This window comes from Rhizobacter sp. P1_G5, assembly GCF_056405435.1.
Map to the genome: position 1 here is coordinate 1 of NZ_JBFUCB010000084.1, position 15,233 is coordinate 15,233.

The 15,233-nt window shown below is 69.2% G+C and carries 15 protein-coding genes; all 15 read right to left on the reverse strand.

Annotation, left to right across the window (positions count from 1 at the left end):
• On the reverse strand, positions 1 to 1,285 hold a 1,285-nt coding region (locus tag AC1D12_RS08765; protein ID WP_477839969.1), incomplete at its 3' end, for a sugar ABC transporter ATP-binding protein.
• Positions 1,286 to 1,384: 99 nt separating this feature from the next.
• Positions 1,385 to 2,521, reverse strand: coding sequence for a sugar ABC transporter substrate-binding protein (locus tag AC1D12_RS08770; RefSeq protein WP_477839971.1), 1,137 nt, complete (start codon positions 2,519 to 2,521; stop codon positions 1,385 to 1,387).
• A gap of 136 nt (positions 2,522 to 2,657) precedes the next feature.
• Positions 2,658 to 3,101, reverse strand: coding sequence for a pilus assembly FimT family protein (locus AC1D12_RS08775; protein ID WP_477826958.1), 444 nt, complete (start codon positions 3,099 to 3,101; stop codon positions 2,658 to 2,660).
• 3 nt (positions 3,102 to 3,104) lie between these two features.
• Positions 3,105 to 3,476, reverse strand: a complete 372-nt coding sequence (locus tag AC1D12_RS08780; protein ID WP_477839974.1) for a prepilin-type N-terminal cleavage/methylation domain-containing protein — start codon at positions 3,474 to 3,476, stop codon at positions 3,105 to 3,107.
• Between the two features lie 207 nt (positions 3,477 to 3,683).
• Positions 3,684 to 5,477 (reverse strand): secretin GspD/PilQ domain-containing protein, encoded by a 1,794-nt coding sequence (locus AC1D12_RS08785; RefSeq protein WP_477826960.1) that lies wholly within the window; start codon positions 5,475 to 5,477, stop codon positions 3,684 to 3,686.
• Positions 5,474 to 5,887: a hypothetical protein gene (locus AC1D12_RS08790; RefSeq protein WP_477839975.1), complete on the reverse strand. Its 414-nt coding sequence runs from the start codon at positions 5,885 to 5,887 to the stop codon at positions 5,474 to 5,476. Before AC1D12_RS08790 ends, AC1D12_RS08785 begins: the two co-directional genes overlap by 4 nt.
• The gene (locus tag AC1D12_RS08795) at positions 5,887 to 6,528 is read right to left on the reverse strand and encodes a hypothetical protein (protein ID WP_477825046.1); all 642 of its coding nucleotides are present in this window, start codon (positions 6,526 to 6,528) and stop codon (positions 5,887 to 5,889) included. Before AC1D12_RS08795 ends, AC1D12_RS08790 begins: the two co-directional genes overlap by 1 nt.
• Positions 6,525 to 7,115 carry a PilN domain-containing protein gene (locus AC1D12_RS08800; protein WP_477825045.1) on the reverse strand — a complete coding sequence of 197 codons (591 nt, stop codon included), beginning with the start codon at positions 7,113 to 7,115 and terminating at the stop codon, positions 6,525 to 6,527. The genes AC1D12_RS08795 and AC1D12_RS08800 overlap by 4 nt, the downstream gene beginning before the upstream one ends.
• A gap of 9 nt (positions 7,116 to 7,124) precedes the next feature.
• Positions 7,125 to 8,171 carry a hypothetical protein gene (locus tag AC1D12_RS08805; protein ID WP_477839977.1) on the reverse strand — a complete coding sequence of 349 codons (1,047 nt, stop codon included), beginning with the start codon at positions 8,169 to 8,171 and terminating at the stop codon, positions 7,125 to 7,127.
• A 1-nt stretch (position 8,172) separates the two neighbouring features.
• Entirely contained in the window at positions 8,173 to 11,775 is a 3,603-nt protein-coding gene (locus tag AC1D12_RS08810; protein WP_477839988.1) for a PA14 domain-containing protein, read from the reverse strand.
• Positions 11,772 to 12,266, reverse strand: a complete 495-nt coding sequence (locus tag AC1D12_RS08815) for an agglutinin biogenesis protein MshP (protein WP_477839979.1) — start codon at positions 12,264 to 12,266, stop codon at positions 11,772 to 11,774. Before AC1D12_RS08815 ends, AC1D12_RS08810 begins: the two co-directional genes overlap by 4 nt.
• Positions 12,238 to 13,104 (reverse strand): prepilin-type N-terminal cleavage/methylation domain-containing protein, encoded by an 867-nt coding sequence (locus AC1D12_RS08820; protein ID WP_477839981.1) that lies wholly within the window; start codon positions 13,102 to 13,104, stop codon positions 12,238 to 12,240. Before AC1D12_RS08820 ends, AC1D12_RS08815 begins: the two co-directional genes overlap by 29 nt.
• Positions 13,082 to 13,675, reverse strand: coding sequence for a prepilin-type N-terminal cleavage/methylation domain-containing protein (locus AC1D12_RS08825; protein WP_477839983.1), 594 nt, complete (start codon positions 13,673 to 13,675; stop codon positions 13,082 to 13,084). The genes AC1D12_RS08820 and AC1D12_RS08825 overlap by 23 nt, the downstream gene beginning before the upstream one ends.
• A gap of 43 nt (positions 13,676 to 13,718) precedes the next feature.
• Positions 13,719 to 14,954 carry a type II secretion system F family protein gene (locus AC1D12_RS08830; protein ID WP_477839984.1) on the reverse strand — a complete coding sequence of 412 codons (1,236 nt, stop codon included), beginning with the start codon at positions 14,952 to 14,954 and terminating at the stop codon, positions 13,719 to 13,721.
• On the reverse strand, positions 14,947 to 15,233 hold a 287-nt coding region (locus AC1D12_RS08835; RefSeq protein ID WP_477839986.1), incomplete at its 5' end, for an ATPase, T2SS/T4P/T4SS family. The genes AC1D12_RS08835 and AC1D12_RS08830, both read right to left, overlap by 8 nt.

A 15,233-nucleotide genomic window follows, 5' to 3' on the forward strand; every position in this document is an offset into this window, starting at 1 on the left:
GGATGATGCGCGGCGCCCTCATCAGCCACTTGCCGATCACGAGCTTCTGCTGGTTGCCACCGGACAGCGCGCCGGCCGCCACGTCGAGGCCGTCGCAGCGCACCGCGAGCAGCGCCATCATCCGCTCCACCGCGGCGCGTTCGGCCTGGCGGTCGATCACGCCGCCGTGCGACAGCGCGCCGAGCGCCGCGAACGACAGGTTCTCGCGCACCGACATCGGCAACATCAGGCCTTCGGTCTTGCGGTCTTCGGGGATCAGCGCCATGCCGATGCGCGGCTGCTTCGCGGCATGCGGGCCGGTGAACGGGGTCGGGCGGCCGTCGATCAGCAATTCGCCGCGGCAGCCGCGCAGCACGCCGAACAGCGCGAGCAGCAGTTCGCGCTGGCCCTGGCCGTCGAGGCCGCCCAGGCCGACGATCTCGCCGGCGTGCAGGCGCAGGGAGACATCGGCGAGGCGGTGCGTCCAGTGCAGGCCGCGCAGCTCGAGGCGCGGCGGTGCCGGATCGGCTGCGGTCTCGGGTTCGCGCACCGGCTTGTCCGGGAACACGCCGCTGTAGCTGCGGCCGATCATCAGCTCGACGATCTCGGTGTCGGTCTTCGCGCCGGCCGCGAAGTGCGCGACGCTGCGGCCGTCGCAGAACACGGTGCATTCGTCGGCCAGCTCGGCGATCTCGTGCATGCGGTGCGAGATGTAGAGCAGCGCGAGCCCGTCGGCGCGCAGCTGCTTCAGCACCGCGTAGACCCGCCCGACATCGGCGGCGGTCAGCGCCGACGTGGCCTCGTCGAGGATCAGCAGCCGCGGCCGGCGCGCCAGCGCCTTCGCGATCTCGACCATCTGCCGGCGCGACAGCGAGAGGTCCTTCACCAGCGCGAGCGGGTGGATGTCGGCGGCACCAGCGCGCGCGAGCGCCGCTTCGGCCTGGCGGCGCTGCGTGCGGCGGTCGATCAGGCCGAAGCGGCCGAAATGACGCGGCGGCTGGCTGATGAAGAGGTTGTCGGCCACCGAGAGGTCGGGGATCAGCGACAGCTCCTGGAACACGCAGGTGATGCCGGCGGTGTTGGCCGCTGCGGGCGATGCGAACGTGACCGGCTGGCCGTCGAGCAGCATGCGGCCTTCGTCGGGCGCGACGACGCCGGCGATCAGCTTGATCAGCGTCGATTTGCCGGCCCCGTTCTCGCCGAGGATCGCGTGGATGCGGCCGGCCTCGACGCGCAGGTCGGCCGATTGCAGCGCGTGCACTCCCCCGTAACGCTTGCTGATCGCCTGAATCTCAAGAAGGCTCATTGGCAAAGGACCTGATCAAGCAACGCCCGCGGAACCGGCTTTGCCCGGCCGCAGGGTGGCGCCCCTTGGGGGCAGGAGCGCGCAGCGACTGGGGGGCGCTTACTTATTCGTTTCGGACTGGCCCATGATCTCCTGGGCCGTGAAATTGATGCCGCAGGTCGGGAACGCGTTGCCGACGAAGAAGTTGTCGGACTGCGTCGCGTAGAAGTTGGCGCCGTCCTTGAAGCCCGGTTCCTCCACCGTCGACAGCGGCAGCTTGATCGACTGCGGCAGCACCTTGCCCTCGAGCGCCGCGATCGCCACCTTGATCGCGACCGCCACCTGTGCCGGACCGGTGCCGCCCGAGGCGCACTTCAGCCCCTGCCCGGCGTACTTCGCGCAGAACTTGCGGAAGCCGTTCTCGGTCTCGCCGGCGAACGGCACCATCGGGTGCTTGGCGTCGAGCATCGCCTGCACGACGCCGGTGTCACCGCCCTGCGCGGTGATCGCGTCGAACTTCTTGTGCACCGCGATCGCATCGGCCGTGACCTTCTGCGACGTGGGGTCGTCCCACTTGCCGATCACCTCGATGGTCTCCCACTTCTTGCCGGAGGCCTTCAGCGCTTCCTGGATGCCGTCGTGCCGGTCGCGATCGACCGAGGTGCCCGACACGCCGCGCACCTCCAGCACCTTGCCGCCGTTGGGGGTGTTCTTGATCAGCCACTGGCCCCAGTAGGTGCCCAGGCCCTTCTGGTCGACGTTGACGTTGATCGCSTCCTCGGTGTCGAGGATGTTGTCGAACGCGACCAGCACMACGCCGGCATCGTTCGCGCGCTTGATCACCGGCTTGAAGGCGGCAGGGTTCTGCGCGTTGACGACGATCGCGTCGAAGCCCGAGTCGATGAAGTTGTTGATCGCGGCGATCTGCGCGGCCACGTCTTCGCCGGTCGAGACGACCTTGTACTCCTTCAGCTTCGCCGCCACCTCGGGCTGCGCCGCATAGGCCTTGGCCGTCTTGATCATCTGGATGCGCCAGGTGTTGGCGATGTAGCCGTTGGCGAGCGCGACGCGGTACGGGCCCTTCTTGGCCGGGTACTGGAACAGCTTGGTCGTGGTGCTCCACGGCGCGAAGCACTGCGGGTCGGAGTTCGCGGTGGTCACGACCTTGGGCGGCGCGGCGAGCGCGGTGGCGCTGAAGCCGAGTYCGAGGCCGAGCAGCAAGGCGTGCTGCAAAGAACGGGTGAGGATGAACGCCATGGCCGGGTCTCCTTCATGCAGGTCCCGAGTCGAGACCGGGAAGGCAATGTAGCCACTTCGCCGAGGCGCGAAAACTCAGGTGAAACCCGCTCGGGCGGGACAGGGCTTGTCCCGCGGGCTGCGACGTGCCGAAGACTCAGTGCAGCGCGCCGGTGTCGTTCTCGACCGTGAAGGCGCTGGTGTAGCCGTCACCGCTCACGGTGACGGTCAGCGCCGCCCCGGTGGAGGTGAGGGCCTGGCCGGAGTTGCCGGCGTTGAAGGTGATGGTGCGCGTGCCGGATCCGGCGATGCAGTTCGCGACGGCCGATGGGCAGGGCAGCGCGGCGAGGGTGCTGCCGCTGACGTAGGCGAAGCTCGCGCCGGTGGCGGTGATCGTCGCGATCACCGGGCGGCGCTGGGTCAGCGAGAGGCGCTGCGCGGTGTGCAACTGGCCTTGCAGTTGGTCGCTGAAGGCCCGCAGGCGCCACGAACTGGTGTCGACCAGGCGGGGGAGGGCGAAGACGGCCAGCGTGCCGGTGATGACGATCACCATGACCAGTTCGATCAGGGTGAAGCCCGCTTCGACAAGCCGGCCGCGCATGGTTCAGGTGCCGATGGCCGAGAAGTTGGCGTCTGTCAGCGCAGTGTTGTTCGAGTCCTTGAGAACGCATGTCACGGTCGCATCGGTCGTCACCGCTGCGGCCGTGATGGTGTAGTTGGTCGGCATGGCAACTTGCAGGAGGGTGGAGACCGTCGAGCAGTTCGCGACAGGAACAGCCGCCGTGTTGCCGGCCTTCTTGGCGGCGTAGTTGATGGCGGAGGCCGCACTCAGGCTGCCGGCCATGGCGTTGAGAGCCGCCTGTTGCGCGTCCTTCTTCATGTCGATGTACTTCGGCAGCGCCGTCACGGCCAGCACGCCCAGGATGACGATGACCATCGTGAGTTCGATGAGGGTGAAACCAGCTTGCTTCTTCATGGGGACTTCCTTTGAAAGGCGGTTGTTGCCAGCGACGCCGACCGGTGGAATCACCTCGAACGACTGGGTCTTGCGAACAGGCCCGATTGCCTGGGTTCGCTTGACTGGCAGGTGAATGCTGACCAGCAACTTTGGAGAGAGCATGCAGATCGGCGAGAGGCACTCGTCAGGATTGCAAACCATTGCAAACCAACGCAACGGGTGGGCTCAACGTGTGCCCGGCTTGTTCGTCGAACCGTCGAGCGTGATCACGCGGCGCTGGCCTTCGATCTCGTCGAGCGCCGCGCGGCTCTGCTCGGTGATGCGCAGCCAGTCCTCGGGGCCGCGGATGATGGTCGGCTTGATCAGCACCACCAGCTCCTTCTTGCGGCCGGCGTTCACCCGGTTGTTGAACAGCGTGCCGGTGATCGCATTGCTGCTCGCACCCGGCAGGCCCGAGCTCTGGCGCGACGACTCCACCTGCATCAGCCCGCCGATCGCGACGATCGCGCCGTCGGGGATGCGCACCACCGTGTCGGTCTCGTTGACGCTGCTGGAGGCCAGCGGCAACCGGTAGTTGCCGATGGTGCCGAGATCGATCTGCTTGGTCTTCTCGACCACCGAGGTCACCGACGGATGCACGTGCAGCGTGACCATGCCGGCCTCGTCGATCTGCGGGGTCACGTCGAGCGCGATGCCCGAGAAGAACGGCGTGAGCGTCAGCGTCGGCATCGTCGTCGTGCCGGTGCTGGTGGAGGTGCCGGTGGTGATGCTGCCGCCCGACACGTTGGTGACGAAGTAGTCGTCGGTGCCCACCTTCAGCACTGCCTTCTGGTTGTTCAGCGTCGCGACGCGCGGGCTCGACAGGATTTGCACGTCGCCGTGCGTCTCGAGGAAGCCGAGGATCGACTGGAAGCCGCCGCTCGCGAGCGCCAGGCCGCTCGCACCGCTGCCGGAGATCGGCAGGCCGACGACATCGGCCAGCGCCGCCGTGGTGCCGCTGGCGAGTGTCGGCAGGCCGTTGCCGTTGCCGACCAGCGCATTGCCGGCGCTGCCGCTGCTCTGGCCGATCGAGAAGCGGCTGCGCAGCACCGACCAGTCGATGCCGCTCTGGAAGCCGTCGCGCAGCTCGACCTCGATGATCTTCGCCTCGAGCATCACCTGGCGCTCGATCGACAGCCGCGTGCTGCGCAGGAAGGACTCGATCTGGCGCAATTCGTCGGGCATCGCACGCACGGCGATCGTGCCGGACTGCGGGCTCGCGATCACGTTGCGGCCGGCCGCCGTACCGACCATCGCGCGCAGCGCCTCGGTGGTCTCGGTCCAGAAGTCGCTCTTCGAGGTGGTCGACACCTGGCTGCCCTCGGTGTCGCTGCCGCGCGAACGGCTGCCGTTCGACGCGGTGCCGCCGCTGTTGCCGTTGCCGGTGCCGCTGCTGCCATCGCCGTTCGCCGGCGGGGCGCCCGAGCTGATGCGCATGTCGCTGCGCCCGCTGCGCTGCGTGTGCAGGTAGTTCACCATGAAGATGCGCGTCTGCAGCGTCGGTGGGAACACCGTGACGCGCCGGCCGTCGATCCTGTAGTCGTAGCCATAGACCTCGCGCAGCGATTCGAGCGCCTCGCGCATCGTCACGCCCTTCAGCGTCACCGAGATCGTGCCGCCCACATCGGGGTGCATCAGCATGCTGTAGCGCGAATCGGTGACCAGCGACAGGAAGACGTCGCGCACCTGGGCGCCATTGACGATCAGGTCGAAGCGGGCTTCGGGTGGCGGCAGCGGTGCCGCGGGTCGGGCCGGTGGTGCTGGCGGCACCGGTGTGTCGGGCGTCGAGACCGCGGTCGAAGGCGGGCGCTGCGCCAGTGCGGCCGCCAGCTCGGCCTGCAGGCTGGCGTTCGGGCTGGCGGTGCGCAGCGGTTGGTCGGCACAGCCGGAGAGTGCGATGGCGGTGGCGAAGCCGGACAGCAGGGTCGCCCAACGCGGGCCCGTGCGGCGCTGCCGCAGTACTGCAGGGGACGGGTTCATGGTGGGAGATCCTTTGCGGGCGGTCGATTCGGTGCCTGAGGCGGCGAGGAGGTGGGGATCGAGGTGGCGGTGGGGCGGCGGATGACGCCGGGATACAGCGGTGCGCGGCGCAGCCCTTGCGCGTCGCGCAGCCAGACGGCGTCGTCATCGATGCGCTCGATGCGGCTGCCGCCCAGCAGGTCGCCCACCGACAGCCGGCGGCCCCGGTGCACCACATGGCGGGTGGTGCCGACCACGGTGATGTGATGAGGCGACTCGTCCGCGGCGTCGCGGGGCGCGTCGGCGCTCGCGGCCGGCACGGCCGCGGCCGGCGGCTGCATCGGGTCGCGCAGGGGGGCGGCGGTCGCGCCGAGGCAGCAGCAGGCGAGCCAGCAACCGAACCCGCGCAGCGTCCAGTGGCGTGTGTTCATCACGTGCCCTCCACGAGGTACAGGCGCAGCGTGAGCGTCGATGCCGCGGACGGGCTGGCGGTCAGCTTCAGCGCATCCCAGCGCAGGCCGGGCAGCGCGCTCTCCAGCGCGGACAGGTACTCGACCAGGTCGGCATAGCTGCCGCTCACGGCGAGATCGACGCCCTGCCAGCGCAGGGCGGTCTTCGCGACGGCAGAAGAAGCCGCCGAGGACGGCGGCTCGGTGGCCGTTGCCAACTTGCGAAGCGTGAGGCGCTCGTGGCGCGCCAGCGTGCGCTCCAGCAGTTGCGCCAGGGCCGTGCGCTCGCTGGCCGTGGTGCCCAGGCGCTCGATGTCGGCGTCGACGGCCTGCTGCCGGGCCTGCAATCGCGCAATGTCGTGGCGCAGCCGCATCACCGGAGAATCGGCGTCGGGCGTGCGCGTGGCCTGCGCCAGCCGGGTGCGCAGCGTGACGAGCTCGGCGTTGTCCTGCTTCAGCCGGGCCGCCAGCAGCTTCTGTTCGGCGATGGCCGGCGACAGCACGAGCGAATCGGCAGCCGCGGCCATCAGCAGCGCGATCGACGCGAACAGCATGCAGCGCTCGCGCAGCCCGAGGCCGTCGATGCGGCGCGCCAGGCGCTTTCCATGAGGGCGAAGCTTCATGGCCGCCCTCCTGCCTGCGTCAGCGTGAAGCGCCAGTCGTCGCCGGCCTGGTCGACCTTCAGCGCCGTCAGCGACTGGCCGGCCAGCAGCGGCTCGTCGGCCAGCGCGGCGATCCACGGCTTCAGCGCCGACGGGTCGAGCGTGCGGCCGGACAGCGACAGCGATTCGCCGTGGATCGCGATCTCGTCGAGCCAGGCGGAGGCGGGCACCGTGCGGGCGATCAGGCGCAGGCGTGCCGAATGGCTGCGGCCATCGACGATGCGACCGCGCATCAGCTCGGCCAGCGTCTGCTCGCGCTCGGCCAGCCGCCGCTGCAGCGACTGCAGGTCCTGCCCGAGGCTCGTGGTGCTGGCGGCTGCGCCCGGGTTGGCCGCGATGGCGCGCTGCAGCGTCTGCCGCTCGGCGGCGTGCTGCTGCGAGGTGGACTGCAGCTCGCGGCCAAGCGCCGTGTTCTGGACCACGGTCCATGCGCAGAGGGCGGCGATGCCGAGGCTGAGCAGGGCCAGCGCCTGGACCAGCGTGCGGGCCGAGAAGTGCCGAGGCTGCGTCAGCAGGATCGGGCTGAAGAGGTTGATCTGTTGCGGCATGGCTCGGCCTCAGCGGTTGCGGTGGCCGTCGCGCAGCAGCGCGCCGAGCAGCGGCAGGACGGTGCGCGCGAGCGTGGTGTCGCCGCGGCAGGCCGCCATCACGCCGTCGAACGCCGGGCGCGGGTCGAGCGTCGCGACGGGCTGGCCGAGCTGGCGTGCGAGCACCGCCGCGAGCGCGGCGGTGGACTCGCCGGCGTCGACGGTCACACCGTGCAGCGGCAGCCCGGGCCAGGAGCGCTCCCACAGGTCGAGCGAGCGCTGCAMCTCGATGACGATGCGCGGGGTCTCAGCGCTGTCGTCCTCGACGGCCAGGTCGACGCCGTAGTCGACGATGTCGGGCATCTCGCCGGCCTCGAGCAGCGGGATCGGCTGCGAGAGGCTTTGCGACACGGCCGGCGCGGTGGTATCGAGCGCGCCCTCCCAGGCGAAGCGGCGGGTGTAGAACAGCTCGCCTTGGGCGCAGATCGTCAGCAGGCAGTGCTCGCCGTGGCGCATCAGCAGCGCGCCGGCCCGGTCGCCTTGCGTGCCGGCCTGTGCGAGGGCGCATTGCAGGTTGCGCTGCGCTGTCTCGCGGATGTCGATGGTGGCGAGCTGCAGGCCGGCCGCTTCGCACAGCGACGCGACGCCCTGGATCACGCGGTTCGGTGTCGCGGCGACGAAGGCCTGCTTCGGCCCGTGCGCGCGGCCGTCTCCGACGTGCATCACGTCGATCGTCAGGTCGTCGACATGGCAGTCGACCAGGTCCTTGATGCGCCAGCGGGCGGCGGCCTTCAATTCCTCGGGGGCGACCGCCGGGGTGTCGATCTGCAGCAACTGGCACTGCGGCACCTGCAGCAGCGCGACGACCGACTGCGTGGGCAGGCCGAGCGCGCGCAGCCRGCCGGCCAGTTCCTGCGGGCGAGCGGTGTCGACGGGCAGCGTGCCGCAGCGGCGCAGCAGCGGGCGGCTGCCGCCGGCGATGGCCGCCACCTGGGCGTAGACCAGCGTGCTGCCGTCGAGCGAGATGGCCAGCGAATCGGAGGGGATGGGGCGTGTCCACGGCCAGCGCAGGGTCATGTCAGTAGTTCTCGCGTTGGAAGAGGAATTTGTCGGCGCCGCGGTAGAGCCCGTAGGAGATGCGCGCCGATGGATCGCGGTCGTAGCTGCTGCCGCACCAGGCGCCGCGCAGGTAGGTGAGGCCGGCGCCGGCGGTGGCGGCATCGCCGCTGCCGGGCGTCCAGGGTTGCAGGCAGGAGGTGTCGGTGGCGCTGCTGCCGAGGCTCACGGCGATGTCGAAGGTGCCGCGGTGGCCGCTGACGCTCTGCTCGAGCATGATGAGGCCGCTGCCGGAAGAGAGCGTGAGCGTCGGATTGCCGGCCAGCACGTTGGTATCGCTGGCCGCCATCGTCAGGCGGTAGTTGCCGAAGTTCAGCGCGCTCGCAGGGATCGTCGTGCAGCTGTCCAGCGTGTTGGTGGCGAAGGCACTGCCGTTCCAGTGCTGCGCCGTCATGGGAACGAACGCGCGACGGTTGCGAGACATGATGACGTTCTGCAGGCGCAGACGGCCGAAGCGCAGCGGCACGCTGACGAGCGCCGTGTGGTCGTTGCCGCTGACGCTGCTGTCGGCATCGAGATCGAACGAGCCCATCGCCGTGTAGTCGCTGTCGACCGGGGCGATCCCGAAGGTGGCATCGAAGGGACCGTCCGGTGAGCTGGCGCGCTCGGCCGTGGCGCTGACGGTGACCGCGGCAGTACCGGTGGCGTTTCCCCAGGTCCCCGAGATGGAACCGAGTGAAAGTCGCGGCGAGTTGGAAGTGGCCGAGAACACCGTGCTGCCGCTGGTGCCGGCCAACTGGAGTGTGCCGGCGTTGCCAAGATCGAGCTTGGCGTAGCTGCCGGTGTAGTTCTTCGTCGTATTGCCCAGTGCGTCTTGTGCCGTGAGCGTGAAGTTGATGGCGAAGGTTTCGCCCAGGTAGTTGAAGGTGGAAGCGGGCGAGCAAGCGCTCTGCGGGCGCAGCGTGACGCTTGCGTTGCTGGCGGCGAACCTGGCAGGCGCGAAGCGCCCGATGGTCGATGTCGACGTGGCTGAGGCGGCGGACGTGAACAGCGAGCCGTTCAGTGTCAGGCCGCTGCCGAGGTAATCGGTGACGAGCGATTGGCTGTCGAGCTGGAAGGTTCCCACTTCCGAGTAGCTGAGGGTGCTCGGCGTGGCCTTGCCGCCGGAAAAGCCGGAGATGCTGCTGCCATTGCTCAGCGTGCCCAGCACGCCGGTGGATGGCACCTGGCTGCCGGCGAGGGGCCGGAGCGTCACGGCACTGTTGAAGGAGGGCGCCAGGCCGCCAGCCGTCACGTTCGTCAGGGTCGCCGTGCCGTCCGGCAGGCCGTCGTCGTTGCCATCGGTTCCATTGCCGGCCATCGAGGATGCCCAGCGGTAGGCGGCGACATCGGCCTTGAAGCTGTAGCCGGCGCGACAGAATGGAGGGCCGCCCCATTCGGGACGGTTCGAGAATTCGACAGGCTGGTTCAGGTAGCCGTGTGTGCACCACAAATTGCTGACAACCAGCGCGAAGGGCCGTACCGTCAGCGCATTGCCCGTGCCGCTGATGGTCGCGCTCGTGTAGCTCTGCGAATCGTCCTGCAGGCTGAAGCTGTAGCGACCGATGTCCGTCGTGCCGACATTGAAGCTCGCGACGCCGTTGGTGAAGTTCAGCGTGATGTTGCTGGTGGCCGGCTGCGCCGCGGGGATGGTCAGCGCGGGCGAGACCACGGTGGGCGCCGTCCAGCTGCCGTTCGAATCGGTACGCCACATCTTGAGTGAGTGGCTGCCGGTGTAGTCGGTGGCGATGCCACAGTTTGCGGAACTTGAATCGCCGCGCGTCACGGTGAGCGTGTAGTCGTGAGGGCGACCGGCGACGGCCACATCGCTGCCGGCGATCTTGCCGGCAGCGTCTTCCGTGAAGACGAATGCGTTGCTGCCGCTGACCGAGATGGTGGACGAAGTGCTGCTCGAACCGGAAACGGAAGGATCGGCGGCGGTGATCGAGAAACTCTGCGCCCGGATCTGAGCCAGGTTGAGCCGGACGGATCCGCCGTCCGCGGAATTGAAGGTGTACGCGGCGGCCCCGTCGTCGGCGGTGCCGTTGGTGAACGTTCCGTTGGGCGCTGGGGACCCGGCGCTCCAGTCGCCACGGCCGGTGGAGGTGCTCAGCGAGACCGCGCCGGTGTAGCTGGTCTTCGCGCTGCCGTCGGTGTTCAGCGCCGTGAGCGTGACCATCGTGGATCCGCAGGTGCCGCTGCTGCTGGTGCCGATGGTGAAGCTGACGCCGGGGTTGCCGGTGCAGTGGAAAAGCTGGCTGGAGGGAACGCTGACGTACGAACTGCTGCCAGGCTTCTTCCACACCAGTTGGATGATGTTGCCCGTTGCCCTGTTGAAGTATTCCAGGGTGATCGGAATGTAGGTCCCCGCCGTCAGCGTGACGGAGCTGCCCGTAGCCAGGCTCGTGCCGGTGGTGGTGGTGAACCAGTTGCCTGCGTGGTAGGCACCATTGATCCACACGCGGGCGTTGTCTCTCGACAAGAAGCCGAGGACGTACGAGCCCGTGGTCGGCACGAGGATCGCCCCGGTCCAGCGCACACTGTAGTTGGTGGCAGGGATGCCGCTGACCGGGGCGGCGGCTCCCCAAACGAAATCGGCCGACGCATCGGTGCGGGACACGGTGTTCCCCGTGAAGAATGCGCCGGCGGTGGCGTTCTGGTCGTAGTAGGTGCCGGTCAGGCCGCTGGTGTAGGTTGCGGTGTAGGCAACGGTGGCCGATGTGTTGGCGGCGATCGTGTTGGCAGGGCCGACCGCCAGGTCGGCGATGTTGTTCACGGTCAGCGTCTGCGAGGCCGAGAGCGCCGGTGAAATGGTCAGCAACACGGACTTGCCGTCGGCCTGCAGGGTGGCGGTGCTGACGGTGTGCCCCCCAGTGAGTGCGTAGTTCGCGATCGTCTGGGCGTTGCCGCTGTCGACCTGTTCCGAGAATGTCACCAGCACCTGGTTGGCCGAACCGCACGGCATCCGGGCCGATACGAGCGTCGGCGCGACGCTGTCGCTGACCCGGGTCGTCAACCCCAAGGTGCCATTGCTGGCGGGAATCACGGTTGCCGTCGAGCCGACGGGAGACGGGCCGGCCCACAGCAGGCGCGCCGTCGCGGCGCCGGTCGATTCATAGAATTCATACGTGAACGCATGGCGGCTGCCGGCGGTCAGCTGGTTCGGGCATGACGCGGAGATCGAGACGGCCGAGCTGCGGTTGGTCCAGTTCTCGATGAGCTTCTCGGTCGAGTCGAAGCTGCCGTCGAGGTTGCAGTCCAGGTAGAGCCTCACGCCGTCTGCCGCCTGCACGGTGAAGGTGTAGCTGCCGGTGGCCGGAACCAGCACGTAGCCTGTGTAGCGAATCAGGTAGTAGGTGCTGCTGACACCATCGGCCGGCGCGGACGTGATGCCGTTGAGGTTGATCGTCGGCTCGATGCGGTCGAGCGCGACGGACGGGCTGCTGAAGGTGTAGTCCGGGTTCGACGGATCGGTGTTGAAGTATTGGGCCCGCACGCCGGCCACCTCACCCGCCAGCGCGTTCATCGCGGTCCAGCATGACGCAACCGCAGCGAGCAGGGTCACCAGGCGCTTCAGCTTGCTCATCGCACGATCGTCCAGGTCAGTTGCCGCTCGACATAGGTCGGGACGGTGGTGGAGGAGGCCGGGCAGGCGCCGTTGTCCGGTGCGTTGCACGCATTCGCGACGACGGTCCAAAAGGTCAGCGTCGTCGCACCGTCGCTCGCGGTTGCCGGGTAGGCGGCCGGCGTGCGCGTGCAGGTCAGCGTGACCGTGAAGCCGCTCAGCGTGCCGCCCGGCACGATGCTGTTCGTCGCCATGCAGTCGCCGTTCGCGGTGCCGGCATGGGCCTGCCAGTACGCCCACCATTCCAGGCCGGCGCGTGCCGCCTGGTAGGCCCGCGCGGCCTGCAGGTCGGATGCCGCCGCGAGGTGCTGGCGCTGGCTGATGTCGGCCAGCGCCGCCCCGAGCGCGGCCAGCACGACCAGGATGAACACGACCGACACCATCGTGAAGCCACGGTGCCCGAGGCGCCGGCCCGGTCGCCGTTCAAGGCAGGTTGTCGACGTGGACTTCATGGTGCAGGGTGATGCTTTCGGTGCCCGAGGGCGTGCTGGTGGCCAGGCTCAGCTGCAGGCTGACCAGGCCGGCCCGCATCGCGAACACGGCGGCGTCGTAGGTGAAGCTGCAGGCGGTGACGCCGGTCGCGAGCACGCTGGAGGTGCCGCTGCTCGGTGGATCCGGCTGCGTGGCCTGGAAGCCGTAGCCGCTGTAGCGCGTCAGCGTGCCGGCGGCGATGTCGCAGCGGTAGGTCACCGGCGGGTCGACTGCGAAGACGCGGTAAGGCGCCGAGAAGTCACCGATCGGAAGGCCGGCCAGCGAACTCATCGTGATCGTCGTCGCGCTGCCGGCGGCGTTGGTGGCGGTGCGGCGGTTCGAGTTCGACTGTTCGGTGGCGCTGCTGTTGGCGGCATACGCATCCGAGCCGGTGATGCCGGGTCCGAGGTTGTAGAACACCAGCTGCTGTGCGCTGCCGACCGTCAGTGYCGGTCCGACGATGTCGAACGAGGTGTCGACGGTGCCGAACTGGAGGGGGTCCGTGCCTTCCGTCTTGTAGCGGGCAACGCTCGTGACCGGGATCAATTCCAGCGACAGGCCCGACGACGAGACCCGCGGGCTGTTCGGCAAGGCCAGGCGCAGCTCGCGCGCCATGCGCCGCAACGCGTTGTCGGCCACATCGACCAGCTGGGCGCGGGCCTGCGTGGCCAGGTAGAGCTGCACCGGCTGCACGATGAAGCGCGTGACGATCGCGGCGAGGATGCCGGTGATCGCGATGACGATCACCGCCTCGACGAGCGTGAAGCCGCGTGGCTGGCACGAGGCCGCCGGCGCATCAGATGGCAGGCGATGGCGCATGGGCGGTCCGGTAGCCGTCGAGGGTCAGCGTGTTGCCGTCCGGGCTGGTGACGGTGACGGTGATGCGCAGGACGGCACCGCTCGCTGCCGTCAGCTGGTAGTAGCTGTTGCCGAGGTCGGCCGCCGTCACGGCCACTGAGGCGCGGTAGCCCGACAGGGCCGTGATCGGCGTGTTCGTGATGTCGACGATGCCGTTCGCGGCATAGCCGTGGTAGTCGTTGACGTTGTCGAACTGCGGCGTGGCGGCGCGTGTCTCGTTCGACTCCGGGCCCATCGCCTCTGGCAGGCTGGCGCAGCCGGCCGCGCTGGTGACGGTCAGCGCCGCATTGGGATCATCGGGATCGCACCAGGTGAACGACATCTGCTCGATCTCGTCGAGCAGGGCCTCCGCGACCGCCAGCGCCTGCCGCCGCTGCAGCGGATCGGCGCTGTGCGCACCCGCCTGGATGAACACCCGCAGCACGCCTGCCAGCGCCGCGCTCAGCACGACCATGAACACGACGAGCTCGATCAGCGACAGGCCGCGCTGGATCGGGCGAGGATGAACATGACCGGATGGCAGGCTTGACATGCCGGACTTATCGGGGGTCGACGCCGTTGCTGGAGAGGACATATCAACCTCCCCTGCCCATCGCTGCCTGGCCGAGGCTCCACAGCGGCAGGAACACGCCGAGTGCCAGCACCAGCACCAGGCCGGCGATCACCAGCAGCAGCAGCGGCTCGATCGCGCTGGCGAGGCCCTTGATGCCGTAGGCGGTCTCGCGCTCGTACATGGCGGCGATCTCGAGCAGCAGCGCGTCGAGTTCGCCGGTCTCCTCGCCGACCGCGATCATCTGCAGCACCACCGGCGTGAAGATGCCGCTGGCCGCGGCGCAGCGCGACAGGCTGCCGCCGCGCTCGACGCCGTCGCGCATCTGTTCGATGCGGCTCGCGATCCACGCGTTGTCCACCGTCTGCGCGACCACCGTCATCGCCTGGCTGAGGGGAATGCCGCTGCGCGACGCCAGCGCGAAGCTGCGGGCGAAACGCGCCAGCGTGGCCTTCTGCACGATCGGCCCGGCGATCGGCAGGCGCAGCTTCAGCCGGTCCCAGCGGTAGCGGCCGTCCGGCGTGGCGAGCCAGGCGCGCAGCGCGAGGACGCCGGCCGTGCCGGCCGCCAGCAGCAGCGGCCACCACGCGAGCGTGAAGGCCGAGAAGCCGAGCAGCAGGCGCGTCATCAGCGGCAGCTGCGTCTTGAAGCCTGCGAACACCGAGGCGAAGGCCGGCAGCACGAACAGGTTGATGACCACCAGCGCGATGCCCATCGCCACCACCACCATCGCCGGGTAGCGCAGCGCCTGGCGGATGCGCGAGCGGATGTCCATCTCGAACTCGATGTGCTCGGCCAGCCGCAGGAACACCTCGGGCAGCCGGCCCGTCATCTCGCCGACCCGCGTCATCGCGATGAAGAAGGGCGTGAACACCTGCGGGTGCCGCGCCAGTGCGGCCGACAGCTCGCGGCCCTGGTCGAGGCAGGCGCGCACGTCGGCCAGCACCTGCGAGAGCGCCGGCTTCACGGCCGAGGCCTGCAGCCCCGCCAGCGCGCGCAGCAGCGGCACCCCGGCCCGCAGCAGCGTGTAGAGCTGCCTGGCCAGCACCAGCATGTCTTCGAGCGTGACGGAGCCTGCGCGCAGGGCCTGCCACCACGCCGGGGATACCGCTGCCGCTTCGACATCGTCCACGGTGATGTGCACCGGCGTGACGCCGCCGGCCAGCAACTGGTCGGCCACCGCCGATTCGGTGGGCGCGTTCAAGCTGCCGGCGATCAGTTCGCCGCGCGCGTTGCGGCCTTTCCAGTGGAACCTATCCATGGCCGGAGTCCTGGTCGAATTCGCTGGTCAGGCGCATCGCCTCGGCGATCGAGGTCTGCCCGGCGCGCACCAGGTCGCAGGCGCGGTGCGCCAGCGTGCGGCCGCGCATGCGCTCGCGTGCCGCCGCGAGGAAGGCGGCCGGATCGCCGTGCGTGGCCGCATGGGCCAGCCCGGCGTCCATCTCCAGCATCTCGTAGACCCCCAGCCGCCCGGCGTAGCCGGTGCCGTTGCAGAGCTGGCAGCCGCGGCCGCGCTGCGTGGGGGTGGCATTGCTGCCGG

Coding starts and splice junctions, on each gene's coding strand:
- AC1D12_RS08810 (WP_477839988.1), bottom strand. CDS start 11,775: ATGAGCAAGCTGAAGCGCCTGGTGACCCTGCTCGCTGCGGTTGCGTCA.
- AC1D12_RS08790 (WP_477839975.1), bottom strand. CDS start 5,887: ATGAACACACGCCACTGGACGCTGCGCGGGTTCGGTTGCTGGCTCGCC.
- AC1D12_RS08815 (WP_477839979.1), bottom strand. CDS start 12,266: ATGAAGTCCACGTCGACAACCTGCCTTGAACGGCGACCGGGCCGGCGC.
- AC1D12_RS08785 (WP_477826960.1), bottom strand. CDS start 5,477: ATGAACCCGTCCCCTGCAGTACTGCGGCAGCGCCGCACGGGCCCGCGT.
- AC1D12_RS08800 (WP_477825045.1), bottom strand. CDS start 7,115: ATGCCGCAACAGATCAACCTCTTCAGCCCGATCCTGCTGACGCAGCCT.
- AC1D12_RS08780 (WP_477839974.1), bottom strand. CDS start 3,476: ATGAAGAAGCAAGCTGGTTTCACCCTCATCGAACTCACGATGGTCATC.
- AC1D12_RS08830 (WP_477839984.1), bottom strand. CDS start 14,954: ATGGATAGGTTCCACTGGAAAGGCCGCAACGCGCGCGGCGAACTGATC.
- AC1D12_RS08795 (WP_477825046.1), bottom strand. CDS start 6,528: ATGAAGCTTCGCCCTCATGGAAAGCGCCTGGCGCGCCGCATCGACGGC.
- AC1D12_RS08775 (WP_477826958.1), bottom strand. CDS start 3,101: ATGCGCGGCCGGCTTGTCGAAGCGGGCTTCACCCTGATCGAACTGGTC.
- AC1D12_RS08825 (WP_477839983.1), bottom strand. CDS start 13,675: ATGTCAAGCCTGCCATCCGGTCATGTTCATCCTCGCCCGATCCAGCGC.